At 72.4% G+C, this 25,409-nt stretch carries 20 protein-coding genes; 14 read left to right on the forward strand and 6 right to left on the reverse strand.

What is annotated here, in order from left to right; all coding sequences use genetic code 11:
* Position 1 precedes the first annotated feature (1 nt).
* The gene (lexA, locus tag IE267_RS21070) at positions 2–793 is read right to left on the reverse strand and encodes a transcriptional repressor LexA (protein ID WP_189764252.1); all 792 of its coding nucleotides are present in this window, start codon (positions 791–793) and stop codon (positions 2–4) included.
* A 567-nt stretch (positions 794–1,360) separates the two neighbouring features.
* Here lexA and nrdR point away from each other — a divergent pair.
* On the forward strand, positions 1,361–1,882 hold the full coding sequence (nrdR, locus tag IE267_RS21075; RefSeq protein ID WP_167152845.1) for a transcriptional regulator NrdR: 522 nt from the start codon (positions 1,361–1,363) through the stop codon (positions 1,880–1,882).
* A 154-nt stretch (positions 1,883–2,036) separates the two neighbouring features.
* A complete protein-coding gene (locus tag IE267_RS21080; RefSeq protein WP_167152844.1) occupies positions 2,037–4,931 on the forward strand; it encodes a vitamin B12-dependent ribonucleotide reductase in 2,895 nt (964 codons plus the stop codon).
* Positions 4,932–5,118: 187 nt separating this feature from the next.
* Here the strand turns inward: IE267_RS21080 and IE267_RS21085 are convergent, their stop codons facing one another.
* Both IE267_RS21085 and IE267_RS21090 read right to left on the reverse strand, forming a co-directional pair.
* Positions 5,119–5,649: a TerD family protein gene (locus tag IE267_RS21085; RefSeq protein WP_167156114.1), complete on the reverse strand. Its 531-nt coding sequence runs from the start codon at positions 5,647–5,649 to the stop codon at positions 5,119–5,121.
* 46 nt (positions 5,650–5,695) lie between these two features.
* Positions 5,696–5,890, reverse strand: coding sequence for a hypothetical protein (locus tag IE267_RS21090; protein WP_189764253.1), 195 nt, complete (start codon positions 5,888–5,890; stop codon positions 5,696–5,698).
* Positions 5,891–6,274: 384 nt separating this feature from the next.
* Between IE267_RS21090 and IE267_RS21095 the strand changes: the two genes are divergently transcribed.
* From IE267_RS21095 to IE267_RS21115, 5 genes are all read left to right on the forward strand, one after another.
* Positions 6,275–6,880, forward strand: coding sequence for a YdbC family protein (locus IE267_RS21095; protein ID WP_167152843.1), 606 nt, complete (start codon positions 6,275–6,277; stop codon positions 6,878–6,880).
* Positions 6,881–7,063: 183 nt separating this feature from the next.
* Positions 7,064–7,723: a histidine phosphatase family protein gene (locus IE267_RS21100; protein WP_167152842.1), complete on the forward strand. Its 660-nt coding sequence runs from the start codon at positions 7,064–7,066 to the stop codon at positions 7,721–7,723.
* 12 nt (positions 7,724–7,735) lie between these two features.
* Positions 7,736–8,653: an ADP-ribosylglycohydrolase family protein gene (locus IE267_RS21105; RefSeq protein ID WP_167152841.1), complete on the forward strand. Its 918-nt coding sequence runs from the start codon at positions 7,736–7,738 to the stop codon at positions 8,651–8,653.
* A 151-nt stretch (positions 8,654–8,804) separates the two neighbouring features.
* Positions 8,805–9,515, forward strand: coding sequence for a ribonuclease HII (gene rnhB, locus IE267_RS21110; RefSeq protein WP_167152840.1), 711 nt, complete (start codon positions 8,805–8,807; stop codon positions 9,513–9,515).
* Positions 9,516–9,738: 223 nt separating this feature from the next.
* Positions 9,739–10,362 (forward strand): hypothetical protein, encoded by a 624-nt coding sequence (locus tag IE267_RS21115; protein WP_189764254.1) that lies wholly within the window; start codon positions 9,739–9,741, stop codon positions 10,360–10,362.
* 267 nt (positions 10,363–10,629) lie between these two features.
* On the opposite strand, the gene IE267_RS21120 is transcribed toward IE267_RS21115, so the two are convergent.
* The gene (locus IE267_RS21120) at positions 10,630–11,271 is read right to left on the reverse strand and encodes a hypothetical protein (RefSeq protein WP_167152838.1); all 642 of its coding nucleotides are present in this window, start codon (positions 11,269–11,271) and stop codon (positions 10,630–10,632) included.
* 217 nt (positions 11,272–11,488) lie between these two features.
* On the reverse strand, positions 11,489–13,660 hold the full coding sequence (locus IE267_RS21125) for a RecQ family ATP-dependent DNA helicase (protein ID WP_189764255.1): 2,172 nt from the start codon (positions 13,658–13,660) through the stop codon (positions 11,489–11,491).
* A gap of 169 nt (positions 13,661–13,829) precedes the next feature.
* Here IE267_RS21125 and IE267_RS21130 point away from each other — a divergent pair, with 169 nt between their 5' ends.
* The 7 genes from IE267_RS21130 (at position 13,830) to IE267_RS21160 (ending at position 24,800) form a co-directional block, all read left to right on the forward strand.
* Positions 13,830–15,587, forward strand: coding sequence for a DUF4192 domain-containing protein (locus tag IE267_RS21130; protein ID WP_189764256.1), 1,758 nt, complete (start codon positions 13,830–13,832; stop codon positions 15,585–15,587).
* A gap of 194 nt (positions 15,588–15,781) precedes the next feature.
* On the forward strand, positions 15,782–17,812 hold the full coding sequence (locus tag IE267_RS21135) for a glycogen debranching N-terminal domain-containing protein (RefSeq protein ID WP_189764257.1): 2,031 nt from the start codon (positions 15,782–15,784) through the stop codon (positions 17,810–17,812).
* Between the two features lie 95 nt (positions 17,813–17,907).
* Positions 17,908–18,672 (forward strand): NUDIX hydrolase, encoded by a 765-nt coding sequence (locus IE267_RS21140; protein ID WP_161250053.1) that lies wholly within the window; start codon positions 17,908–17,910, stop codon positions 18,670–18,672.
* Positions 18,673–19,208: 536 nt separating this feature from the next.
* Positions 19,209–20,933, forward strand: coding sequence for an ATP-binding cassette domain-containing protein (locus tag IE267_RS21145; protein ID WP_189764258.1), 1,725 nt, complete (start codon positions 19,209–19,211; stop codon positions 20,931–20,933).
* Positions 20,934–21,093: 160 nt separating this feature from the next.
* Positions 21,094–21,978, forward strand: coding sequence for a FadR/GntR family transcriptional regulator (locus tag IE267_RS21150; protein ID WP_189764259.1), 885 nt, complete (start codon positions 21,094–21,096; stop codon positions 21,976–21,978).
* A 320-nt stretch (positions 21,979–22,298) separates the two neighbouring features.
* On the forward strand, positions 22,299–23,852 hold the full coding sequence (locus tag IE267_RS21155) for an RNA polymerase sigma factor (RefSeq protein ID WP_161257483.1): 1,554 nt from the start codon (positions 22,299–22,301) through the stop codon (positions 23,850–23,852).
* Between the two features lie 135 nt (positions 23,853–23,987).
* On the forward strand, positions 23,988–24,800 hold the full coding sequence (locus IE267_RS21160; RefSeq protein ID WP_189764260.1) for a S1 family peptidase: 813 nt from the start codon (positions 23,988–23,990) through the stop codon (positions 24,798–24,800).
* Between the two features lie 111 nt (positions 24,801–24,911).
* Here IE267_RS21160 and IE267_RS21165 read toward each other — a convergent pair whose 3' ends face one another.
* Positions 24,912–25,142: a DUF7455 domain-containing protein gene (locus tag IE267_RS21165; RefSeq protein ID WP_120720925.1), complete on the reverse strand. Its 231-nt coding sequence runs from the start codon at positions 25,140–25,142 to the stop codon at positions 24,912–24,914.
* Positions 25,143–25,409 lie beyond the last annotated feature (267 nt).

Below are 25,409 nucleotides of genomic sequence, written 5' to 3' on the forward strand. Positions count from 1 at the left end.
GTCAGACCCGCCGGAGCACCGCCACGACCTTGCCCAGGATGGTCGCTTCGTCGCCGGGAATCGGCTGGTAGGCGGCGTTGTGCGGGAGCAGCCAGATGTGGTTGTCCTCGCGCTTGAAGCGCTTGACGGTGGCTTCGCCGTCGAGCATGGCGGCGACGATGTCGCCGTTCTCGGCGACGGGCTGACGGCGGACCGTCACCCAGTCGCCGTCACAGATCGCGGCTTCGATCATCGAGTCGCCGACGACCTTCAGGACGAACAGCTCGCCGTCGCCGACGAGCTGGCGGGGGAGCGGGAAGACGTCCTCGACCGACTCCTCGGCGAGGATGGGACCACCGGCCGCGATCCGGCCGACCAGCGGCACATAGGAGGCGGCCGGCTTGCCCGCGGTGTCGGTGGGCTGGCTGCTGGGCTGGTCGGAGCCGCGGACCTCGTAGGCGCGCGGCCGGTGCGGGTCGCGGCGCAGGAAGCCCTTGCGCTCCAGGGCCATCAGCTGGTGGGCGACGGACGAGGTGCTGGAGAGGCCGACGGCCTGACCGATCTCCCGCATCGACGGCGGGTAGCCACGGCGCTGCACGGAGTCCCGGATGACCTCGATGACCCGCCGCTGCCGATCGGTGAGGCCCGAGCTGTCCGCCCTGATCCCTGGGGGCCGGCCCGGCAGGGAGCGGGCGGGCCTTGCGGGGTCCGCCCCCTGGTTCGTGACTGCGTCATTCATGGCATGCACCGGCTCAAGTCGGGTCTGGGAGCGGTCCTGGGCAGTGATGGTGGCACTGTCTGCGGTGGTGGTCACGTCGGCCCCTCTCGAATTGGTCTCCCTAGCTGGACAACGGTAGTTGCTTTCGAAAGGTTGCGCCAAACACACGTTCGAGTGAAAAATCGCAGAACGCGCTACGCGGCCCTGAGGGTGGGTGTATGTGCGAGTCCCGATGAGGGGCCCGTCGAACGGCAATTCGGTCCATTACGGTACCCTTCACCGCTGAGGCGGACGCTTGGCGACCTGCCTCCGGGGGACCGTTCCGGCGGCCGCCGCGTGTCGCGTACGACGACGGCGCCCCGCGGCACAGTCTGTCATCCGGCACCCCGCGATCCGGTGCTGCGACGCGCCTCCCGTAAGGTCCTCGGCGGCCGGAAATCGGCGGGCCGGGTGCGCCGCCGAGGCTGTCGGCCCGCGACACGCGGTAGGGCCGGATAAGCGGCAAAACCCTAGATCTAGTGGTTGGCTTGGTGCAGCCACCCAGAAGTTGTGGTCCTGGTCCTTCGAGGTCCCGGCCATCGCCTATGCTGGTGGTCGCTTCGCGGGCGGATTTCCGGGCCTGGTGAGGCTATTCAGTCGTGCTGTGAAGGAGGGTTGGGAACCATGCACTGCCCCTTCTGCAGGCACCCCGACAGCCGTGTCGTCGACAGTCGGACGACCGACGACGGCACGTCGATCCGCCGGCGCCGCCAGTGCCCCGACTGCTCCCGTCGCTTCACGACGGTGGAGACGGCCTCGCTGATGGTCATCAAGCGCTCCGGCGTGACCGAGCCCTTCAGTCGCACCAAGGTCATCTCCGGCGTCCGCAAGGCATGCCAGGGACGGCCGGTCACCGAGGACGCCCTCGCCAAGCTCGGCCAGCGGGTCGAGGAGGCGGTGCGGGCCACCGGGAGCGCCGAGCTGACCACCCACGACGTGGGTCTGGCCATACTCGGCCCGTTGCAGGAACTCGACCTCGTCGCGTACCTGCGCTTCGCGTCCGTGTACCGGGCGTTCGACACCCTTGACGACTTCGAGGCGGCCATCGTGGAACTCCGCGAGCGGCAGCCCACCGGGGACCAACCCGGCGAGTGCGAGGCAGGTGCGACCCCCGAGGTCCCCGTGCCCGCCACCGCTGCCGACTGACCGAGGGGCCCGTTGCGGGCCGCGGTCGCCGATCGGCGGCATCCAAGACCTGCCAGGGGTGCGTTTCGGCTGCGCCCGTGGCAACAGACAGACACCGTGCCCTGGGAACATTCAGGCACTTTTGGGCGTTTTTGCCCGCGTATGGGAGGCGGCAATGACAGAGACGGCGAGCGGCCCGGCACGAGGTTCCCGAGCCAAGGGATCCAAGGCCACCAAGGGTCTGCGTATCGAGCGCATCCACACCACCCCCGGCGTGCATCCGTACGACGAGGTGTCCTGGGAGCGCCGTGACGTCGTCATGACCAACTGGCGCGACGGCTCGGTCAACTTCGAGCAGCGTGGCGTCGAGTTCCCCGACTTCTGGTCGGTGAACGCGGTCAACATCGTCACCAGCAAGTACTTCCGCGGGGCCGTCGGCACCCCGCAGCGAGAGACCGGTCTCAAGCAGCTCATCGACCGGATCGTGAAGACCTACACGAAGGCCGGCGAGGACCACGGGTACTTCTCCTCGCCCGCCGACGCCGAGATCTTCGAGCACGAGCTGGCCTACGCCCTCCTGCACCAGATCTTCAGCTTCAACTCGCCGGTGTGGTTCAACGTCGGCACGCCCCAGCCGCAGCAGGTCTCGGCCTGCTTCATCCTGGCCGTCGACGACTCCATGGAGTCGATCCTCGACTGGTACAAGGAAGAGGGCATGATCTTCAAGGGCGGCTCCGGCGCCGGCCTGAACCTCTCCCGCATCCGCTCCTCCAAGGAGCTGCTGTCCTCCGGCGGCAACGCCTCGGGCCCCGTCTCCTTCATGCGCGGCGCCGACGCCTCGGCCGGCACCATCAAGTCCGGCGGCGCCACCCGCCGCGCGGCCAAGATGGTCATCCTCGACGTCGACCACCCCGACATCGAGAACTTCATCGAGACCAAGGTGAAGGAAGAGGAGAAGATCCGCGCGCTGCGTGACGCGGGCTTCGACATGGACCTGGGCGGCGACGACATCACGTCCGTCCAGTACCAGAACGCCAACAACTCGGTCCGCGTCAACGACGCGTTCATGAAGGCCGTCGAGCAGGGCGGCAAGTTCGGCCTGACGTCCCGCATGACCGGCGACGTCATCGAGGAGGTCGACGCCAAGTCGCTCTTCCGCAAGATGGCCGAGGCCGCCTGGGCCTGCGCCGATCCCGGCATCCAGTACGACGACACCATCAACCACTGGCACACCTGCCCGGAGTCCGGCCGCATCAACGGCTCGAACCCGTGCAGCGAGTACATGCACCTGGACAACACGTCCTGCAACCTCGCGTCCCTGAACCTGATGAAGTTCCTCAAGGACGACGGCCTGGGCCACCAGTCCTTCGAGGTCGAGCGCTTCGCCAAGGTCGTCGAGCTGGTCATCACCGCGATGGACATCTCCATCTGCTTCGCGGACTTCCCGACCCAGAAGATCGGCGAGAACACCCGCGCCTACCGCCAGCTGGGCATCGGCTACGCCAACCTCGGCGCCCTGCTGATGGCCACGGGTCACGCGTACGACTCCGACGGCGGCCGCGCGCTCGCCGGTGCCATCACCTCCCTGATGACCGGCACCTCCTACAAGCGCTCCGCCGAGCTCGCCGCGGTCGTCGGCGCGTACGACGGCTACGCCCGCAACGCCGAGCCGCACCAGCGCGTCATGAAGCAGCACGCCGACGCCAACACCGCGGCCGTGCACGTCGACGACCTGGACAACCCGATCTGGGCCGCCGCCACGGAGGCCTGGCAGGACGTGATCCGGCTCGGCGCGAAGAACGGTTTCCGCAACGCGCAGGCCTCGGTCATCGCGCCCACCGGCACCATCGGTCTCGCCATGTCGTGCGACACCACCGGCCTGGAGCCCGACCTCGCCCTGGTCAAGTTCAAGAAGCTGGTCGGCGGCGGCTCGATGCAGATCGTCAACGGCACGGTGCCGCAGGCGCTGCGCCGCCTCGGCTACCAGGAGGAGGCGATCGAGGCGATCGTCGCCCACATCGCCGAGAACGGGAACGTCATCGACGCCCCCGGCCTGAAGACCGAGCACTACGAGGTCTTCGACTGCGCCATGGGCGAGCGTTCCATCTCCGCGATGGGCCACGTCCGCATGATGGCGGCCATCCAGCCGTGGATCTCGGGCGCCCTGTCCAAGACGGTCAACCTGCCGGAGACGGCGACCGTCGAGGACGTCGAGGAGGTCTACTTCGAGGCGTGGAAGATGGGCGTCAAGGCGCTCGCCATCTACCGCGACAACTGCAAGGTCGGCCAGCCCCTCTCCGCCAAGACCAAGGAGAAGGAGAAGGAGGCGGTCACCGCCAAGGCCGAGGAGACCATCCGCACCGCGGTCGAGAAGGTCGTCGAGTACCGCCCGGTCCGCAAGCGTCTGCCCAAGGGCCGCCCGGGGATCACCACCTCGTTCACGGTCGGTGGCGCCGAGGGCTACATGACGGCCAACTCCTACCCGGACGACGGTCTGGGCGAGGTCTTCCTGAAGATGTCCAAGCAGGGTTCGACCCTCGCGGGCATGATGGACGCCTTCTCCATCGCCGTCTCGGTGGGCCTGCAGTACGGCGTGCCGCTGGAGACCTACGTCTCGAAGTTCACCAACATGCGCTTCGAGCCGGCCGGCATGACGGACGACCCGGACGTGCGGATGGCGCAGTCGATCGTCGACTACATCTTCCGCCGCCTGGCGCTGGACTTCCTGCCCTTCGAGACCCGCTCGGCCCTCGGCATCCACTCCGCCGAGGAGCGCCAGCGTCACCTGGACACCGGTTCCTACGAGCCGGCCCTGGGCGACGACGAGCTGGACGTCGAGGGCCTGGCCCAGTCCGCACCGCGTCAGTCCGAGCCCCTGAAGGCCGTCGCCGCGCCGAAGGCGGTCGAGGCCGAGGCCCCCAAGGTCGCGCACAACTCGGCCGAACTCGTGGAGATGCAGCTCGGCGTCAGCGCCGACGCGCCGCTCTGCTTCTCGTGCGGCACGAAGATGCAGCGGGCCGGCTCCTGCTACATCTGCGAGGGCTGCGGCTCGACCAGCGGCTGCAGCTGACACCGCGTCGGCACCTATGGGTGAGCGCACCGCGCTGACCTGAGCGCACCGCCCTGAGCGCACCGCCCTGAGGGGACCGGCACACGCCGGTCCCCTCAGTCGTGTGATGACGTCATCCGTTATCCGTCACCCGTCACCTGTCAGGTGCCGTCTGCGTGCTGTGGACCGGGGCTCAGGGGACCGGGGCTCAGGCGGGTGACGCGCCCATAGCGGCGATGAAGGCGTCCGGGTCAAGGGTGAATCCGCGGATGTCCGCCCGGAATTCCCACGCCCCGGAAGCGCCCCGGACGAACTCGGCGACCGTCGCCGCCCTCGCCCCGGCGACTTCGGCGAAACCGTGCCGGGACAGTTCGGTGTAGCCCTCTCGGATGCGGATGCCGGGATCGGCCACGTCGCCGAAGACGAGGGGCCCGGCCGTCTGCTGGATGACCACGCCGACCACGACGCGCGCGTGTCCCTCCGGCATGCGGCCCAGGTCGATGGTCATGACCTCGTCATAGCCGAGGCCCTGGCCCGTGCGACTGTCGCGGTCGAGGGAGATCGTGCCCTCGGGGGAACGCCGGTCGAAGTACACCGAGTAGGCGGGCGGCCCGTAGCGTGCCGCCGCCGGATAGACCCCCGCCACCAGATCCAGGTCGTGGGCGGGGGAGCCGAGCGGGCTCGGGTCCCATCGCAGTGCCACCTCGACCGTGCCGAGTCCCTTGCCGATGCCGCTCATGCCCACGCCCTCCCCAGGTCCGTCGCCTCCGCGTCCCTCCATGCTGTCACGCTCCGTACCCCCGTGGCTCGAAGTGGACACCGGCGCCGAGGGGTTGGCCCGCCGCGCCCCAGGTGATCGGCCACGGCGGTGACGCCTCGCCCACGCTCCGGATGCCGAGGAGGACGGTGCCCACGTGCTGCGGTCGCCGGGTCCCGAGGGCCGGCGGGACCTCTGCTCGCTCGCCCAACAGGCTCTCCATCGAGCCGACTTGACCGTCGTGAACTGCTACAGCTCCTCGCACCCGCGGTCCCGTTTCGCGGGCCGGATGATGGCGCACGGGTCGCGCCCGGAGTGCGCCGGGCGCTCGTCCGGGACGAGCTCACCACCGTTCGTCCGGACGGCGTCGGAGAGCGCCGCCGGGCGGCCGCAGACGAGCTCGCGGAGGTGTTGTCAGAGGCCTTCGATACCGTGATGGAACGGGAAGATCTCGTACAACCAGGTGCGTCGGCAACGGGGTTGAGTGATCGGGAGGGCCGTCTTGATGTTCGGAAGTGGACTGGGGTTCGGGGTGCTCGGCATATTCCTGCGGACATAGTCCGCCGGAGCCTGACGGGGGCGCGCCGGTGCGCCGTACGATGGCGCGGTGCTGGTCAAGTGGAGTCGCTGCACCGTGGTGGACCGCCGCGGTTTCGAGCGGGGACAGCGGAAATGGGCGGGGCTCCTCGGCGAGCCCGGTTTCCGGGGGCAGGGCGGCGGCTGGAGTCGGCGGCGGCCGGAAGTGGCCCATGTCTTCGGCTTCTGGGAGAGCCGGGCGTTCTACGACTCCTTCATGGCGCGGGCGCACGACCGGCTCGCCGCCACCCAGTCCGGCACGTACAAGGACATCGAGACCAAGCTCTTCGACCACCGCTTCGACGTGAAGACCGGCTTCGAGCCGCGCTTCACCGACGCGGACGTGGTCCGGATCGCGCACTGCACGGTGCACGAGGACCGGGTCGAGCACTTCGCGCTGATGCAGCAGCGGGTCTGGAACCCGGCGATGGCCGGCTCCCCGGGCATGCTGCGCGGGGTGTTCGCCGAGGCGCCCGGCCATGAGTTCCTGGTGCTCTCCATGTGGCGGTCGGCCGCCGAGCGCGGCAAGTACCGGGCCGACCGGGTGGAGCGGCTGTCCCTGCGCGCGGAGACCGAGACGGACGTCGCGGCCCTGACCGGCGATGTGGTGCAGCTCGACGCGGACTGGACGGTCTGACACCGGCCCCGCCTCCCGCGAAGGGGCGGTCTGACACCCGGCCCCGCCTCCCGCGAAGGGGCGGTCTGACACCCGGCCCCGCCTCCCGCGAAGGAGCGGTCCGGCGTGCTGCGGGCGGCGTCTACGCCGGATGGAGGCCGGACAGGTGCTCGATCGCGGCGCGGGCGATCTAGGGTTTGTGTCATGGCAAGACCACGGCGCATCGTCCTCGTCCGGCATGGCGAGTCGGAGGGCAATGCCGACGACACCGTGTACGAACGCGAGCCCGACCATGCGCTGCGGCTCACCGGGACCGGGCTGCGCCAGGCCGAGGCGACCGGGGAACGGCTGCGGGCGATGTTCAAGGACGAGGGCGTCAGCGTCTACGTCTCGCCCTACCGGCGCACCCACGAGACGTTCCGCGCCTTCGGCCTCGACCCCGCCCAGGTGCGCGTCCGCGAGGAGCCGAGGCTGCGGGAGCAGGACTGGGGGAACTGGCAGGACCGCGACGACGTCAAGCTCCAGAAGGCCTACCGGGACGCGTACGGGCACTTCTTCTACCGGTTCGCCCAGGGCGAGTCGGGGGCCGACGTCTACGACCGGGTCGGGGCGTTCCTGGAGAGCCTGTACCGCAGCTTCGAGGCGCCCGATCACCCGCCCAACGTGCTGCTGGTGACGCACGGGCTCACCATGAGGCTGTTCTGCATGCGCTGGTTCCACTGGAGCGTGGCCGACTTCGAGTCGCTGTCCAATCCGGGCAACGCCGAGACCAGGACACTGCTGCTCGGGCCGGACGGCCGGTACTCGCTCGACCGGCCGTTCCAGCGGTGGCGTGCCCCCGAGCCGTACGGGATCACCGGATAGAGTGGCTGGGCGATGACCGCTGACTCCTCCACAGAATCACTCGACACGCGCTTCGTACGCGCCCTGGACAGCCTGCGCGGCCTGTCCGTCGGGGACGCACTGGGTTCCCAGTTCTTCGTCCCCGCCCACTACCCCCTCCTCAAGCGCCGGGAACTGCCCGAAGGCCCCTGGCAGTGGACCGACGACACCGAGATGGCCTGCTCGGTGCTCGCCGTGCTCGCCTCGCACGGCCGGGTCGACCAGGACGCGCTCGCACTGTCCTTCGCCCACCATCACGATTTCGACCGCGGCTACGGCCCCGCCGTCAACCGGATGCTGCGCCTGGTCCGTGAGGGCGGGGACTGGCGGACGCTGGCCTCGGCCCTCTTCAAGGGCCAGGGCTCCTGGGGCAACGGCTCCGCCATGCGGATCGCGCCGCTCGGCGCCTGGTACGCGGACGATCCCGAACAGGCCACGCACCAGGCCGAGATCTCCTCCTACACCACCCACCAGCACCGCGAGGCGGTCGTCGGAGCGATGGCCGTCGCCGCGGCCGCGGCCCTGGCGGCGGCCCCCGCGGGTCCTCCCGCGCCGGGTGATCTCCTGGACGCGGTGATCGCGCTCGTGCCGCGCAGCGCGGTGGGGGCGGGGCTGCGGCGGGCACGCGACATGCTCGACTACGACGACGCGGCCACGGTGGCCGCGGTGCTCGGCTCCGGACGGCGCACCAGCGCGCACGACACCGTGCCGTTCGCGCTCTGGTCGGCGGCGCGCGGACTCGGCGACTACGAACGGGCGTTCTGGACGACCGCACAGGTCGGCGGCGACGTCGACACGACCTGCGCGATCGTCGGCGGAGTGATCGCCGCGGCTCCCGCGGGCGCGCCCCCGGCGGTCTGGCGCGAGCGCACCGAGGCTCTGCCGGACTGGGTCCCGACGAACGCCCGCTGAGGAACGGGCCCCGGGCGGGAACCGCACGGCCCGAACACGGCCCGAACACGGGCTGAGCGCCGCCTGGGAGCCGCCCGTGAGCCGCCTGTGGACCGTCCGGGGAGACCTGGGTGTCGCGGGCCGCCCCCGGCGGCGTAACCTTGCAGGCGCCATGCCGTACGAACCACCCACCCACAGCGTCGAGCGCTCGATTCGCGCCACCACCGGCGCCAAGATCGTCGCCGGTGTCGACGAAGTCGGACGCGGGGCGTGGGCCGGTCCCGTCACGGTCTGCGCGGCCGTCACCGGACTGCGCCGCCCGCCGCTCGGGCTCACCGACTCCAAGCTGATCAGCCCCAAGCGCCGCACCGAGCTGGCCGCGGTCCTGGAGGGCTGGGTCACCGCGTACGCGCTCGGTGACGCCTCGCCCGAGGAGATCGACGAGCTGGGCATGACCGCCGCCCTGCGGCTCGCCGCGGTGCGCGCCCTGGAGGCGCTTCCGGTACGGCCGGACGCGGTGATCCTCGACGGCAAGCACAACTACCTCGGCCTGCCCTGGCAGGTCCGTACGGTGATCAAGGGCGACCAGTCCTGCATCGCGGTTTCCGCCGCCTCCGTGATCGCCAAGGTGCGACGGGACGCGATGATGGCCGAACTGACGGGCACCCAGGGGGAGTACGCGGGATTCGGCTTCGCCGAGAACGCCGGCTACCCCTCGCCCGTCCACAAGGCGGCCCTGGAAGAGCTGGGCCCCACCCCCTACCACCGGCTGTCGTGGTCGTATCTGGACGCGCTGCCCCGGTGGCGGCATTTGAAGAAGGCGCGGCTGTCCGCTGAGGCGGCCGCACTCGAAAGCGGGGGACAGCTCGGCTTCGACTTCTGACCCGGAGGACGGCCGGGGACCCATGGGTTCGAGGTCCGTTCTCCGCAGGGTGCGGCCTCGTTCGCGGAGCCTTTCGGTCCGTTTCCCGGACGTGCGAAAGTCCCCTCTCGCGTCCCGAAATCCCTGGACTTTCCCGCCCAGTTGCGGGGAGACTCCGCCACGATCGCACCTTTGTGCCCACCCGCCGGTGACGCCTTCACCGGCATTTGATAGACATCCACTCATGCCTCTCATCCCCGAGGAGCCTCAGATTCACGAGAGTGCCCAGGGTCCCCGCGTCACCCCGGCCGCCGGCCGCACCGCGCAGACCCCTCGCCCCGTACCCGGCCCGCGTACCGCGGCCGCACCGCGTCCCGGACGTCCGGGCCCCGGCCCGGCCCGGCCCACGCCCCCCGCGCAGCGCTCGCACACCTCCGCCGCGCCGACCCCGCCGTCCGGGCCGCCCAGCCCGGCCGGTCCGCAGATCCAGCTGATCCCGGCCCCCGCCGACGGCGCGCTCGACGCCGCGGGCGAGGCGGTGGACCTGCTGCTCGACACCGGCCGTGCGCCGGGCGACATCCTGGTCCTCACCACCGGTGAGCAGCACCCGTGGGCGGCGCACGAGCTGTCCTTCGGCGAGGACGCCTACTGGGCCCAGCACGACGCCCGGGACGACGTCTTCTACGCCGCCGCGGCCCTGGTCGAGCGGGCCTCGGCCCGCCCGGTGGTCGTCGTCGCGGTCAACGGCGACGGGGACGAGGACACGGCGGCCCGCGCGCTGCCGCTCGCCCTGGCCCGCGCCGGGACGCTGCTCATCGTGTGCGGCGACCCGGAGCGGATCAACACGGCACTCGGCGCCGGAGTCTGATCCGGCCCGGCCGGTCCGATCGCCGGGCCCCGCGCGCTCGACCGGGCGCGCGGGCCGGCCATGCGGTACCGACCGGCCATGCGGTACCGCCGGCCGTGTGATGACGACTGGCTGTGTCATGGCCGGCGGCCGTGCGATGACGACTGGCTGTGTCATGGCCGGCGGCCGTGCGATGACGACCGGCCATGCCGCGAGAGCACGGCCGACCCCGATGCCCGGGCGGGCCGACGCGATGCCGGACCGGATTCCGGGCCGTGCCGAAACGGTTCAGCGCGCGGCAGTGCGCCGGAGCATGTCCACCGCGGCCGTGCCCGAACGCAAGGGCAGCGGCTCGGCCAGTTCGCTCCCGGCGTCGGCCAGTGAGCCCGGCCCCGAGATCGAGCTGGGACGGCGGCCACCGCGCCCCTCGCCGAGCACCTGCCAGCCGTCGCGCGTGAGCGTGATGTACGCGCCACAGCGCAGCCCGTGCAGTGTGCAGGCGTCCCGAAGACCCCACATCCAGGCCCCGTCCTCCTCCGTCCACCGCTCGTCGCCGTCACGGCAGTAGAGCAGTACGGCGGTACGCACGGGGGTCCGGCGGCGCAGGTCGTGCGGGATGACGCGGCGCAGCTGCGCGAGCAGCGCGTTGCGGAACTCCCATCCGTCGGCCGGTGCCGCGCGGCGGGCGAACGACGCGCTGGCGGCGAGCCGTTCCTCGTGGTCGAGGACCGCGACGACGGCGGTCGTGGGCGTCGGACGGTGCCGGGCGTGCAGCCCGCTGACGACCTCGCGCGGATTGCGCAGCAGCGGAATGCCGGCGGCGGCCCATTCGGCGGGCTCCAGGATCCGCCCGAAGCGGTTCGCGGAGTCGGCCGATACGCGGGTGGACGCTGCTGCCGAAGCGGCGGACGGAGCGAATCCGAAGGTCACGGTCCTCCCTTCCGAATACGCGCCCTCAGTGCGGGCGGCGCCGGGTGGGGACACACCACGGCACAGCCCTTCAGGACCACAGGGGGACCGTGCGGGGGCGGCTCCAATTCTTCCCGTCGCGAGGTCGGGCGGCAACGAGCAATTGACGTCGCTGACCTGAATCGACGGGTATGGCACTCATATCCCTGCCCAGCGGCACCCCCGGTCACCCCTGCCCTTACGCCTGGACCGCGAGGACCAGCGGGAACACTCCCGCGGCTCCGGAGCGGCGCAGCAGCCTGGCCGCCACCGCCAGCGTCCAGCCCGTGTCGGACGCGTCGTCGACCAGGAGCACGGGGCCCCCGGTTTCGGACAGGGCTGCGGACAGCGCATCGGGGACGACGAACGCATGGTGCAACGCCCGCACCCGCTGGGCGCTGTTGGACTGCGCGATCGGTGCGCCCGCCGGGCCCTCGGCGTACTCCAGGGACCCGAGCAGCGGCATCCGGCCGATCTCCGCGATCCGCGCGCCGAGCGAGGAGACCAGCGCGGGCCGGGTGCGCGAGGGCAGCGTCACGACACCGGCCGGCCGGGGCGGCGCTTCGGGCCCGCCCGAGGCCCAGCCTCCCCGGCCCTTGGCCCAGTCGGCGAGGACGCTCACCACGGCGTGGACCACATCGTCGGGCACCGGCCCGTCCGGGGCGTCGGGCGCGAGCATCGGGCGCAGCCGGTTGCCCCAGCCGATGTCCGAAAGGCGACCCAACGCCCTTCCGGAGAAGGCCTGTTCACCCGCAGGGATGCGGCCCTTCAGATCGATGCCGATCGCCGCGAGACCGGTGGGCCACATCTTGCGCGGCTCCACCTCCACGCCGGGCCGGGTCAGCTCACCGCGCGCCTCGTCCAGAGCCGTGCCCGACACGTCGGCGCTGAAGCGGACGCCCGCGCAGTTGTCGCAGCGCCCGCACGGCGCCGCCTGTTCGTCGTCGAGCTGGCGGCGCAGGAACTCCATCCGGCAGCCCGTCGTCGAGGCGTAGTCGCGCATCGCCTGCTGCTCGGCGGAGCGCTGGCGGGCCACCCACGCGTACCGCTCGGCGTCGTACGTCCAGGGCTCGCCCGTGCTGGTCCAGCCACCCTTGACCCGGTGGACCGCGCCGTCCACGTCGAGCACCTTGAGCATGGTCTCCAGACGGGTGCGGCGCAGCTCCACCAGGGGTTCGAGGGCGGGCAGCGACATCGGGCGCCCGCTCTGCGCCAGCACGTCCAGGGTGCGCCGCACCTGCTCCTCGGGCGGGAAGGCCACCGACGCGAAGTACTTCCAGATCGCCTCGTCCTCGCGGCCGGGCAGCAGCAGCACCTCCGCGTGGTCCACACCGCGGCCCGCGCGGCCGACCTGCTGGTAGTAGGCGATGGGGGAGGAGGGCGAGCCGAGGTGGACCACGAAGCCCAGGTCCGGTTTGTCGAAGCCCATGCCGAGCGCCGAGGTGGCGACCAGCGCCTTGACCCGGTTGGCGAGCAGATCGTCCTCGGCCTGCTGACGGTCCGCGTTCTCCGTCTTGCCGGTGTACGAGGCGACGGTGTGCCCCCGCCGGCGCAGATACGTGGTGATCTCCTCGGCCGCCGCCACGGTGAGCGTGTAGATGATTCCCGAGCCCGGCAGTTCGTCGAGGTGGTCGGCGAGCCAGCCCAGGCGATGGGCCGCGTCCGGCAGCGAGACCACGTTGAGGCTGAGGCTCTCGCGGTCCAGGGGGCCGCGCAGCACCAGCGCGTCCGAGCCGCCGCCGGTGCCGAGCTGCTCGGCCACGTCCGCCGTCACCCGGGCGTTCGCGGTCGCCGTGGTGGCCAGCACCGGGACCCCCGGCGGCAGTTCGGCCAGCATCGTACGGAGCCTGCGGTAGTCGGGCCGGAAGTCGTGGCCCCAGTCCGAGATGCAGTGCGCCTCGTCCACCACCAGCAGGCCGGTGGCCGCGGACAGCTTCGGCAGCACGTTGTCCCGGAAGTCCGGGTTGTTGAGGCGCTCCGGCGACACCAGGAGCACGTCCACGGCGCCCGCCGCGACCTCCTCCTGCACGGTGTCCCACTCCTCGGGGTTGGCCGAGTTGATCGTCCGGGCGGTGATGCCCGCGCGGGCCGCCGCGTCGACCTGGTTGCGCATCAGGGCGAGCAGCGGCGAGACGATCACGGTGGGGCCCGCGCCCCGGGCCCGCAGCAGCGCCGTCGCCACGAAGTACACCGCCGACTTGCCCCATCCGGTGCGCTGCACCACGAGCGCCCGCCGCTTGTCGGCGACCAGCGCCTCGATGGCCCGCCACTGGTCCTCGCGCAGCCGCGCGGTGCCGGTGGCGTCCCCGACGAGACGGGCGAGGACGGTGTCGGCCTCGGTGCGCAGTTCCGCGTTGCTCGTGTGCTCCATGCCCCCATACAACAGGACGGGTCCGACAATCGCGGACCGAAGCGTCCCCGACCGGTCTGCGGGGACGCACGGCGGGGCGGCCAGTACTTGTATGACCAGCGCTTTTGTCCTGTGGACAACGTTATCCACAGGGGTGGTGGGAAGTCCGTGACCGCGCGAACCTCGGGGCATGCGAGACACGAACGAGCACGACGAATCCCACGACTCCCCGACCCATGACCGCGGGCCGCAGGCGCCCGGGCTCCGCCCTCCGGTGCGGCCCGGGGCCGAGCTCCACGACGCGGAGGCCCACGGCCCCCGGCACTACGGGCCCGAGGCCCCCGAGCCCGCGTTCCACGACCCCGCTGCGCACGGTGCGTCCGCCGAGCCCCGGATCACCTTGCGCGGCCCGGCCGAACTGGCCGACGCGCTGCCGTACTTGCTGGGCTTCCATCCGACCGACTCGATCGTGCTGGTCGCACTGCACGGCGAGAGCGGGCGGTTCGGCGGCCGGGTGCGGGTGGGGCTGCCCGCCTCGCCGCAGGAATGGCCCGACATCGCCGACCAGCTCGCCGAGTGCCTGGTGACCGGAAGCGAGCGGCGCGGACCCCGGCCCGACGGCATCGTCGTCTTCCTCTGCCACGACCCCTCGGCGGACGGCACCGGGCGCCAAGTGATGGAACGGCTGCGGCCGTTGGCCCAGCGGCTCCGCACCGCGTGCGGCAGCCTCGACGTCCCCGTACGCGAAGCGCTGTGCATTTCCGACGGCCGCTACTGGTCGTACTGCTGCCCCGACACCCGCTGCTGTCCGGCCGAGGGCAATGTGCTCGCCCTGCCGGGCACCTCCGTGATGGCCGCGGCCGCCACCTACGCGGGCATCCAAGTCCGGGGCTCCTTGCGGGAAATGGAGGAACGGCTCACGCCCTGGCGGTCCCCGGCGCCGGTGGCCGACCAGGAGCGGGCGCTCGACGCGGCGGCCGCGGCGATGTTCCCCCGCATCCTGGGCGGCGGCGACCGGCGGAGCGTGGCCGACGAGACGCTGGACCTGGCGTCCCGGCTCATGCGGCGCATCGCAGAGGCACCCGTGCCGCCTCGGAACACGGATGGCCTCGGCGGGTCCGGGCGGGGCCCGGGCACCCTGCTGCTCGGCGGAAACGCGGCGGACGAACTCGACGACGGGCTCATCGCCCATGACGAGGCGGCGGCCGTGATCCTGGGCCTCCAGGACCGTACGACCCGCGACTGGGCCGCCGAATGGATGGAGGAACCCGACGCCGGCCCGGCTCTGCGCCTGTGGCGAGCACTGGCCCGGCGCTGCGTCGGACCGTACGAGGACCATGCCGCCGCGCTGCTCACCCTGGCGGGCTGGGTGTCCTGGTCGACCGGCGACGAACCACACGCCCGGGTCGCCTTCGGCCTCGCCCTGCGGGCCGACCCCGAATACCGCTTCGCCCACCTCCTGCACCAGGCCTGCAACCAGGGCCTCGACCCGGAGGAGCTGCGCGTCTGCCTGCGCGAGGAACGCGCCGCACGGCTCGCGGGGCCGGGTGACACCGGAGCCGCTACCGCGCCCGGGGCCGCTTCCGTGCCCGTGCCCGGGGGCACTTCGGCGGCCGAAGCGGCTTCCGTTCCCGAGTCCGCTTCGGAGCCCGAAGCCGAGGTCTCTGCGGGGCTCGTGGCCGAGGCCGCCTCGGAGCCCGTGCCCGGTGGCGCCGCAGCGACGCAACCCGGCCCTCTACCGGCGCCCCGTCCCAGGTCCCGGCGTGACGCCCCCACGCCTTCGGGCCGGCAGGGTGCCAACCGGCAACGACAGAAGGGGAGTTCGGTCCGACCTGGTGGGTCCGGCCGCCCCGAGGCCTCCCGGCCCGGTCCCGCCGGCCCCGGGCCGGACAAGGCGCGGGTGCGGGTGCGCCGACGGGGCGGGGAGCCGGTGACGGGGGAGGAGTGACGGCGGGATGGGGCCGGCCGGCCCCGGGGCGGGAGCCGGGAGGGCGACCCGTCCGTGACCCGGCCATGGCCCGCGGCGTTCACGTGGAGGGCGGCGCGGTACCGGGCACCGCACCCCGCCGACGGGCGGCGGCCTCCGTGTCGGGCGACCGCCCCCGTCCCCGCCGCCGCCCGGACCGCGCAGAAGGGTACGCAATGGCGCCCACCGCACCTCCCCCTCCCGGTACCGGGAGCCCGCCGGGACCGGCCCCGGCGAGGCCCGCCGGACCGCTCGGCGAGCTCCCGGCCGTGCATGCCGCCGTGATCTGCGTGGCCCTGCCGGGCCTCGCGGTGTCGCCGGAACACGGACAGCTCACCGGTCACGGCCTCGAAGGGTTCTACCAGCACGGCCGACGGCTGCTGTCCCGCTGTCAGTTGAAGGTGGCGGGCCGGGACCCGATCGCCGTTCAGGGCAGGTCGATATCGGCGGACCGTGCCCGCTTCCTCGCGGTGGTGCGGACGGCGGCGGACGGCGGGCCCGACCCCGAGATCGCCGTCGAGCGGATCCGGCAGGCGGACGGCACCGAACGCATCACGCTGACCAGCTCGTCGGCGCGGCCGCTGCGCCTCCCGGTGGAGATCGCGCTCGGCAGCGACCTGGCCGACCTCGGCGCGGTGGCCGCGGGCCGCGCCGGCCCCGAACTGCCCGCCAGCGTGCACGACTCGGGCATGCGCTGGACCTCGGGCGCCGCCCATTGCACGGTGACGGCGCAGCCGCCGCCGACCGACGCGCTGGCCTCCGCCGGGGTGCTGCGCTGGGCGGTGGAGCTGGCGCCGGGCGGCTCGTGCACCATCCAGCTGAACATCAGGAACGGGCGGCCCGCACGGCCGCCAGGCCAGGGGGCGAGCCCGCTGCCCTCCCCGCAGGAGGCCAGGGCCGAGGGCGACGACCCGCGGGTGGCGGCGCTGCTGCACCGCAGCGTCGACGACCTGCGGGCCCTGCTGGTCCGCGACCCGGTCCGTCCGGCCGATCTGTACGCGGCTGCCGGGGTCCCCTGGCGGTGCGGGCCGGCGCCCGCCGAGGCGCTCTGGGCGGCGCGCATGGCGCTGCCCCTGTCCACACGGCTCGCCGCGGGCACCCTGCGCACCCTGGCCTGGATTCAACTGGCCGGTACGGACGCGGAGTCGGGGCGCATCCCGGGCCCGTTCCGAGACGCGGGGCCCTATCTGCTGCCGGGCTGCACGGGAGTGGAGGCCACGCTCGCCTTCCCCGTCGTCCTCGCGGAGGCGCGCCGCTGGGGCCTGCCCGAGTCGGAGGTGGCCGAGCTGCTGCCCGCCGCCGAGCGGTGTCTGCACTGGCTGGCCTGCGCCCTGGGCGACGACGGCTACCTCGCCGAGAGCGGCCCCGTCGCGGCCGGACTCGTCCGGGCCGAGACCCAGGCCCACGTCCACCGGGCCGCGCTGCTGGGAGCGGAACTGCTGAGCGAGTGCGGCCGGCCGGGCGCGGACGCCTGGCGCGCGCGGGCCGGGGCGCTCAGGGAACGGTTCCGGACGGAGTTCTGGCTGGACGACCTGGGGGGCGGCCGGCCCGCCGCCGCCCGTACCGCCGACGGCAGGCCCGTGCCGCTGCTCGGCGCGGGCGCGGCCCACCTCCTGGACACGGGCCTGCTCGGCGGCGGCCGCCTCGCCCCCGGGCTGCTGGACAAGGTGCAGACCGAACAGCTGGCCCGACTGCTCGGCGGCCCCGCGCTGGACTCGGGGTGGGGGCTGCGCGGGCTCGCCGTGAAGGAGCCCGGGTACAACCCGTTCGGGCACCGGGCGGGCGCGGTGCGGGTGCACGAGAGCGCGGTCGCCGTCGCGGGCCTGGCCGCCGCCGGGTACGAGAAGGAGGCCGTCTCCCTGCTGCGGGGCGTCCTGGCCGCCTCGGAGGCCTTCGGCCACCGGCTGCCCGAGATGTACGCGGGGGAGCAGCGCACGGCGGGCAGCGTGCCCGTGCCGCATCCCGCGGCCTGCCGTCCCGCGGCGGTCGCGGCGGCCGCCGGCATCCAGTTGCTGACCGCGATTGCCGGGATCCGCCCGGACGCCCCGGCCGGCGCGGTCGCCCTCGATCCGATGCGCTCGGCCCCGCTCGGCGCGGTCCGGCTCGCGGGCCTGAGCGTCGCGGGGGAGCCGTTCACCGTACGCGTCAGCAGGCTCGGCGTCGGCATGGTCGAGCAGGCCGCCGCGGGACTCCAGTTGGGAGGCTGAGCGTGGTGGGCACACCGGGAGGTGCGCCAGGAGAAGAAGTGCCGAACGGTGTCGAAGGGAGTGTTTATCGTCAGGCAGACGACTATGATCGCCGCATGTCGCCCTACGACCCGTCGGCCTTTCCGCCCTTCGCCGTGACCGTCGACCTGGTCGTGCTGACCGTGCGCCGCCACGCGCTCTGCGCGCTCGTGGTGCGCCGCGGGGAGCAACCGTTCCAGGGGCGCTGGGCGCTGCCCGGCGGATTCGTCCGCGACGACGAGGACCTCGCCATGGCGGCGGCCAGGGAACTCGGCGAGGAGACGGGTCTGTGTGCCTCGGACCCGGCGGCCCCGGCGCTCGCCAACGGCGCCCACCTCGAACAGCTCGCTACGTACGGCGACCCTCGGCGTGACCCCCGCATGCGGGTGGTCAGCGTGGCGCACCTCGCCCTCGCCCCCGACCTGCCCGCGCCGCGGGCCGGTGGCGACGCGCACAGCGCGCGCTGGGCCCATGTCGAGGACCTGCTCGGCCAGGAGGGCGGCTTCGGCCGCGACGGCGAACAGCCCGCGCCGCTCGCCTTCGACCACGCCCGGATCCTGGCCGACGGGGTCGAACGCGCCCGGTCGAAGATCGAGTACTCCTCGCTGGCCACCGCGTTCTGCCCGGCCGAGTTCACGGTCGGTGAGCTGCGCAGGGTGTACGAGGCGGTCTGGGGCGTCGCGCTCGACCCGCGCAACTTCCACCGCAAGGTGACCGGCACCCCGGGGTTCCTGGTCCCGGCCGGCGGCACGACGACCCGCCAGGGCGGCCGCCCCGCCCAACTGTTCCGGGCCGGCGGCGCCACACTCCTCAACCCGCCGATGCTGCGCCCCGAGGTCTGAGGGCGCGGCCCGACGTCGCGGCCTGCGTCGCCGTCCGGCGCGGCGGGGTCCCGAGGCCGCGCGCCCGTCGATGCGGTCCGGGGTGCCTGCATGGCGACGCCCGCCCGCCGTTGTGGGCGAGGCCGCCCGGCCGGTCACCCGCCGAGTCGCAGGCTCGCCCCGCGCCAGCGGGCGCGGGCACTCTCCCTCCGCGGCCCGGCAGCCCCGCAGTACCCGGTCGTGCGGCGAGCCGTCCCGCGGCCCTGTGCGCGGGCAACCCCTGCAGTTGCGCTCGCCCCGCCGTCGTACGCGAAGCCGCGCACCGGGCGACCCGGCCCGAAACACCGCCGGACGGAAGGCAGCCGCTCTGCTGCTGTTCGGCGCGCGGGCCCCTCGCGGTTGGCCCCGCACGTGCCGTCCGGCCGTCCCTTTCGCGCCCAAAGGCCTGACATCCGGGGCCACATCACCCCGACCCTGCGCCAAAAGTCCGAAATGTCGCGTTATCTTGCCGGTACCCGCCCTGCCGCCGAGCGGTCTCAACTACCGCGAGAGAAACGATGCTCCAGGCAATCGGACTCACCAGCGCCCCCCGCCGAGACCTACCGCCCGCCGTGGACGACCTCACCTTCGAGGCGAGACCCGGGCAGCTCACCGCGCTGCTCGGTGCCCCGGGATCGGGCCGGACGACGGCCCTGCGTCTGATGCTCGAACTCGAACCGGGCCGGGGCGTGACCTACTTCCGCGGCCGCCCCCTGCATGAACTCGCCCACCCCGCCCGCGAGGTGGGGACCCTGCTCGGCGATGTGCCCGGCCATCCCGTGCGCACCACCAGGGGTCAGCTCAAGCTGATGTGCACCGTGGCCGGGGTGCCGGTGTCGCGTGCCGAGGAGATGCTCGAAGTCGTCGGCCTGTCCGGCGTCGCCGACCAGCGCCTGGGCACGCTCTCGCTCGGCATGGACCGCCGCCTCGGTCTCGCCGCCGCCCTGCTCGGCGACCCGCACACCCTCGTCCTCGACGAGCCGGCCGAGGGGCTCTCGCCCCGCGAGAACGCCTGGCTCTACGGCCTTCTGCGCGGCCACGCCGACCACGGCGGCACCGTCCTGTGCACCTTCGCCGACCCGAAGGAGGCCGCCCGCGTCGCCGACCGGGTGGTGACCATCGAGGGTGGCCGGCTCGTTGCCGACCAGGACGCCACCGCGTTCGCCCGCACCCGGCTGCGCCCGCGCGTGGCCGTCGCCACCCCGCACGCCGCCCGCCTGAGCGCCCTGGTCAGCCGCGAGGCACGGGCCGCCCAGCGCTCGGTCGAAGTGGTCGCCGAGGACGGCAACCATCTGTCCGTGTACGGCAGCAGCTGCGCGGAGGTCGGGGAGACGGCCTTCCGCAACGGCGTACTGCTGCACCGGCTCGCCGACGAGGTCGGCGACAACGGCCCGAGCGTCACCGTCCCACCCCGGGAACGCCCCGAGCGCCCCCGGAGTTCCCACCCGCTGCCCATCGCCCCCCGCCCTGCCCGCACCCCGCTGCGCCCCCTGCGCTACGAACTGCGCAGACTCCTCGGCGTACGCACAACCTTCCTTCTGGCGGCGGGTGTTCTGGCCGCGTCGGCGGTTCTCGCCGTACTGCTCGCGCGGTCCGGGCAGACCGAACCGCCGCGCCTCCTCGCCGGCTGGCCCGCGCTGCTGCCCCTGCCGCCCGCCGCGCTCGGCGCCGGGCTGTTCGGCGCGCTCGCCTTCGGGGACGAGTACCGCTACCCGGCACTCGCCGCCGACCGGGGCACGGTCCCGCGCCGGCTCGGCCTGCTCCTCGCCAAGCTGGTCGTGACCGCCGGGACGGCCCTCCTGCTCGCGGGCCTCGCGGTCGCCGTCGATCACCAGGCCCTGCGCCTGGTCTACGGCGCCGGCGTCATGGGCCCGGCGCGCGAATGGCTCGGCCTCGGCGCGGGCTGGGCCGCACTCGCCGTCGGCTGCGCCTGGGCAGGGCTGCTCGCCGCCGGGATCTTCCGGGCCACCAGCGCGGGCCTGGCTGCCGTGCTCGCCGTGCCCGTCGTCGTCGTACCACTCCTGCGGAAGGCCGTGGACGGGCACTCGGTGCGGTCCGTCGCCGGGCTTCCCGACCGGCTGCGCGACCTGGCCTGGGTGCGGTGGCCGCACGCGCTCGACCACTGGCTCGTCGCAGCCCTGCACCTGATCGCCGAACCGGTCGGAGCCGCGCTCGCGCTCTCCCTCGCCGTTCTCGTCTGCGCCTATCTCCTCACCGGCCTTCGCGCCAGGGCCCGTTGGTGAGTCGCGCACGGCCGCCGCGTGAGGTTCTGTCCACAACTCCCTTGGGAATGCCCGCTTCTTTCCGATAAAGCGTCAATTGCGGGGGTGGCGGTGATCACCCTTTCGTGTGCTTTTCACCAAAGACCTCAAGGGCCACGGGAGTCCCGCCGACAAAGGGTGCATGAGCACCCTTGCGCACACCATGATGACCGCCCGCACCGCCGACGCCGGCCTCGCGGCCCCGGGCGAACTCGACCGCTACCCCTACGGGGAGGCGCGCGCCGCCGACCGGATCGGCGCCCCTTCCTGGGACGGCGGAGACACGGAACTGGGCCGGGTGGGCCGGCGCGCGGCGGGCAGTCGCGGCCGTGGCCTGCACGGTCAACTCGTCCAGCAGCTCGGTCAGATGATCGTCTCCGGCGACCTCGGCGCGGACCGTCCGCTCGTCCCCGAGGAGATCGGCCAGCGCTTCGAGGTCTCCCGCACGGTCGTCCGCGAATCCCTGCGCGTGCTCGAGGCCAAGGGTCTGGTCAGTGCCCGGCCCAATGTCGGCACCCGGGTCCGCCCGGTCGCCGACTGGAACCTCCTGGACCCCGACATCATCGAGTGGCGCGCCTTCGGCCCCCAGCGCGAGGACCAGCGCCGCGAGCTGGCCGAGCTGCGCTGGACCATCGAGCCGCTGGCCGCCCGCCTCGCCGCGGGGCACGGCCGCGAGGACGTTCAGCAGCGCCTCGGGGACATGGTGGAGATCATGGGCCACGCCCTCGCTCAGGGTGACTCGATCACCTTCTCGCGGGCCGATGCCGAATTCCACTCGCTCCTGATCCAGCTCGCCGGCAACCGGATGCTGGAGCACCTGTCCGGCATCGTCTCGGCCGCGCTCCAGGTATCAGGGTCACCGATCACCGGCTGTGACCGTCCCTCGGACGCCTCCCTCGCACACCACGGACGGATCGTGGACGCCCTCGCCAACGGCGACCCGATGGCGGCCGAGGCGGCCATGCGTCAACTGCTCACCGTGCACCCCGAGGTGGAGCGCGTCGTTCCCGCCCCGCGCGAGCACTGAGCGAAGCCCCGCCGCACCAGGCGTGCCGCCGGATCCCGGAGGGGTCCGGCGGGCTCGAATATGGGGTATCTGTCCCTTGTGAGCCCTTGGTCGCCTTTGGGGTGTGACTCGGGCCACGAAGATTGCGCGTAACACTCCTCGAAACCATGCGATGACTTAAGAGGTAACAGTCGAGGAGGGAATGCAGCGGCCACGCGTGGCGCTGTACAGCTCCGAGGTTCAGCCCGCGCCCCCGGCACATCCCCAGCCGGTGGTCGTCGGCTCCGGCCCGATCCTGGGCGGGGCCGGAAGCCGTTTTCCATCGTTTCGAGAGGTTGTTCGTGTCGGCCAGCACATCCCGTACGCTCCCGCCGGAGATCGCCGAGTCCGAGTCTGTGATGGCGCTCATCGAGCGGGGAAAGGCTGATGGACAGATCGCCGGCGATGACGTGCGTCGGGCCTTCGAAGCCGACCAGATTCCGCCGACCCAGTGGAAGAATGTTCTGCGCAGCCTCAACCAGATCCTCGAGGAAGAGGGTGTGACGCTGATGGTCAGTGCCGCGGAGTCACCGAAGCGCACCCGCAAGAGCGTCGCAGCGAAGAGCCCGGCCAAGCGCACCGCCACCAAGACGGTCGCGGCCAAGACGACCGTGACCACCACCAGGACCGTCGCCGCCTCCGCGGCCCCGGCCGAGAGTGTGGACGTGTCGGCCGACGAGGCCGACGACGCCCCCAAGAAGGCCGTCGCCAAGAAGGCGGCCGTGAAGAAGACCGCCGCCAAGAAGACGGTGGCCAAGAAGACCGCGGCGAAGAAGACCGCCGCCAAGAAGGGCGACGACGAGGAAGCCGTCGAGGGCGACGAGCTCCTCGAGGACGCCGCGCCCGGCAAGGGCGACGACGAGGAGCCCGAGGGCGAGAGCAAGGGCTTCGTCCTGTCCGACGAGGACGAGGACGACGCTCCGGCCCAGCAGGTCGCCGTCGCCGGAGCCACCGCGGACCCGGTCAAGGACTACCTGAAGCAGATCGGCAAGGTCCCGCTCCTCAACGCCGAGCAGGAGGTCGAGCTCGCCAAGCGCATCGAGGCCGGCCTGTTCGCCGAGGACAAGCTGGCGAACGCGGACAAGCTCGCGCCGAAGCTCAAGCGCGAACTGGAGATCATCGCCGAGGACGGCCGCCGCGCCAAGAACCACCTCCTGGAGGCCAACCTCCGTCTGGTGGTCTCGCTGGCCAAGCGCTACACCGGTCGCGGCATGCTCTTCCTGGACCTCATCCAGGAGGGCAACCTCGGCCTGATCCGTGCGGTCGAGAAGTTCGACTACACCAAGGGCTACAAGTTCTCCACGTACGCCACCTGGTGGATCCGTCAGGCGATCACCCGCGCCATGGCCGACCAGGCCCGCACCATCCGTATCCCGGTGCACATGGTCGAGGTCATCAACAAGCTCGCGCGCGTCCAGCGCCAGATGCTCCAGGACCTGGGCCGCGAGCCCACCCCGGAGGAGCTGGCCAAGGAGCTCGACATGACCCCGGAGAAGGTCATCGAGGTCCAGAAGTACGGCCGCGAGCCGATCTCGCTCCACACCCCCCTGGGTGAGGACGGCGACAGCGAGTTCGGTGACCTCATCGAGGACTCCGAGGCGGTCGTGCCGGCCGACGCGGTCAGCTTCACGCTCCTCCAGGAGCAGCTGCACTCGGTGCTCGACACCCTGTCCGAGCGTGAGGCGGGCGTGGTCTCCATGCGCTTCGGCCTCACCGACGGCCAACCGAAGACCCTGGACGAGATCGGCAAGGTCTACGGCGTGACCCGCGAGCGGATCCGCCAGATCGAGTCCAAGACCATGTCGAAGCTGCGCCACCCGTCGCGTTCGCAGGTGCTGCGCGACTACCTCGACTAGGTCGCGTTCGTCCGTACGGCATCAAGGGCCCGTTCTCCTTACGGAGGCCGGGCCCTTGCACGTTTCACCGGGTGCGGCGGGTGGCGCCCTGGCTGACGCTGGGTGTGCTTGTGTCACCGAGAGTCAGGAGACCGTATGCCCCGCTGCATCGCCCGGGCCGTCTCAGGGGCGGCCGCCCTTGGGGTCATCGCACTGGGGGCGCCGCTGCCCGCGGCCGCCGACGAGGTCGTCATCGGTGGGCAGCCCGTCAAGATCTCGGACAGCCCCTGGGTGGTGGCGCTGTCCAGCCGTGACCGGTTCGGAGGTACGCGCGCGGGCCAGTTCTGCGGGGGAGTGGTGGTGGGTCCCACCACCGTGCTCACCGCGGCCCACTGTCTGCGCAGCGACGTCCTGGGCGCGGACGTGTCGAAGGTGCGGGACCTCACGGTCATCGCGGACCGCACCGAGCTGCGCTCGACCGCGGGCGAGGAGATCCCGGTGAGCGCCACCTGGACCAACCCCGGCTACGACCCGGGGACCAACGCGGGCGACCTGGCGGTCCTGACCCTGTCCCGGCCGCTTCCCGCGGCCTCCGCGATCCCGGTGGCCGCGACGGGCGACCCGAGCTACCGGGCCGGCACCCGCGCCACGGTCTACGGCTGGGGCGACACCTCGGGCGGGGGCAGCTATCCGACGGCGCTGCGGGCGGCGCCCGTGTCCGTCCTGTCGGACGCGGCCTGTACGCGCGCCTACCCGCCGAACTCGGACGGGACGTACGAGGCGTCCACCATGCTGTGCGCAGGCGATTCCAGGGGCGGCCACGACGCTTGTCAGGGCGACAGCGGCGGCCCGCTGGTGGCCCAGGGACGACTCATCGGCCTCGTGTCGTGGGGCAACGGCTGCGGGCAGGCCGACAGCCCCGGGGTCTACACGCGGGTGTCGGCCATCGCCAGGCCCGCGGGCGGCTGACCGGACGGGCCCGGCGTCCGGACATGAGAACGGGCGGCCACTCCCCCTGCACGGGGAGTGGCCGCCCGTCGCCGGTCCTGGACCGGCCCTGGCTCGTCGTGATGCGAGGTCTCAGTGGTCCTCGTCGCCTGCGGACTCGGGCACCGCCGTGAGGCGGTCCGTCTCGTCCTGTATGTCAGCGGCGATCTTCTTCAGCTCCGGCTCGAACTTACGTCCGTGATGAGCACAGAAGAGCAGTTCGCCGCCGCTGGTCAGGACTACGCGAAGGTAGGCCTGTGCGCCGCAGCGGTCGCAACGGTCGGCGGCCGTCAGGGGGCTCGCGGGGGTCAGAACAGTAGTCACGTCGCCTCTTCTCTAGCTCGACGAGCTGTCGTACCAGGGTCAACATCCAACCAGGCCGAAAACGTTCCCGCTCGTGGCTTTTCCTCGAAAGTTCTTGGTCAAGGTGGCTGTCTGCTGCCGGTTGGCGGCGAATGAGCCGTATTGCGGAGCTTTACGGGTTTCGCGTTGCTTGTCTTGTTTGGCCCTCCCGGCGGGGTTGCCGGTTGTTCATGAGGACGTGCCCGGAGCCTAAATGGTTCATGCCTGAATGGGAACGTGATATCCGCA

This window comes from Streptomyces xanthochromogenes, assembly GCF_014650455.1.
Lineage (GTDB): Bacteria > Actinomycetota > Actinomycetes > Streptomycetales > Streptomycetaceae > Streptomyces > Streptomyces xanthochromogenes.

Excerpts from the sequence above, each read along its gene's own strand:
- nrdR (WP_167152845.1), top strand. The coding sequence starts at position 1,361 with ATGCACTGCCCCTTCTGCAGGCACCCCGACAGCCGTGTCGTCGACAGT.
- IE267_RS21080 (WP_167152844.1), top strand. The coding sequence starts at position 2,037 with ATGACAGAGACGGCGAGCGGCCCGGCACGAGGTTCCCGAGCCAAGGGA.
- IE267_RS21085 (WP_167156114.1), bottom strand. The coding sequence starts at position 5,649 with ATGAGCGGCATCGGCAAGGGACTCGGCACGGTCGAGGTGGCACTGCGA.
- IE267_RS21090 (WP_189764253.1), bottom strand. The coding sequence starts at position 5,890 with ATGGAGAGCCTGTTGGGCGAGCGAGCAGAGGTCCCGCCGGCCCTCGGG.
- IE267_RS21100 (WP_167152842.1), top strand. The coding sequence starts at position 7,064 with ATGGCAAGACCACGGCGCATCGTCCTCGTCCGGCATGGCGAGTCGGAG.
- IE267_RS21105 (WP_167152841.1), top strand. The coding sequence starts at position 7,736 with ATGACCGCTGACTCCTCCACAGAATCACTCGACACGCGCTTCGTACGC.
- rnhB (WP_167152840.1), top strand. The coding sequence starts at position 8,805 with ATGCCGTACGAACCACCCACCCACAGCGTCGAGCGCTCGATTCGCGCC.
- IE267_RS21115 (WP_189764254.1), top strand. The coding sequence starts at position 9,739 with ATGCCTCTCATCCCCGAGGAGCCTCAGATTCACGAGAGTGCCCAGGGT.
- IE267_RS21125 (WP_189764255.1), bottom strand. The coding sequence starts at position 13,660 with ATGGAGCACACGAGCAACGCGGAACTGCGCACCGAGGCCGACACCGTC.
- IE267_RS21130 (WP_189764256.1), top strand. The coding sequence starts at position 13,830 with ATGCGAGACACGAACGAGCACGACGAATCCCACGACTCCCCGACCCAT.
- IE267_RS21135 (WP_189764257.1), top strand. The coding sequence starts at position 15,782 with ATGGCGCCCACCGCACCTCCCCCTCCCGGTACCGGGAGCCCGCCGGGA.
- IE267_RS21140 (WP_161250053.1), top strand. The coding sequence starts at position 17,908 with ATGTCGCCCTACGACCCGTCGGCCTTTCCGCCCTTCGCCGTGACCGTC.
- IE267_RS21145 (WP_189764258.1), top strand. The coding sequence starts at position 19,209 with ATGCTCCAGGCAATCGGACTCACCAGCGCCCCCCGCCGAGACCTACCG.
- IE267_RS21150 (WP_189764259.1), top strand. The coding sequence starts at position 21,094 with ATGAGCACCCTTGCGCACACCATGATGACCGCCCGCACCGCCGACGCC.
- IE267_RS21160 (WP_189764260.1), top strand. The coding sequence starts at position 23,988 with ATGCCCCGCTGCATCGCCCGGGCCGTCTCAGGGGCGGCCGCCCTTGGG.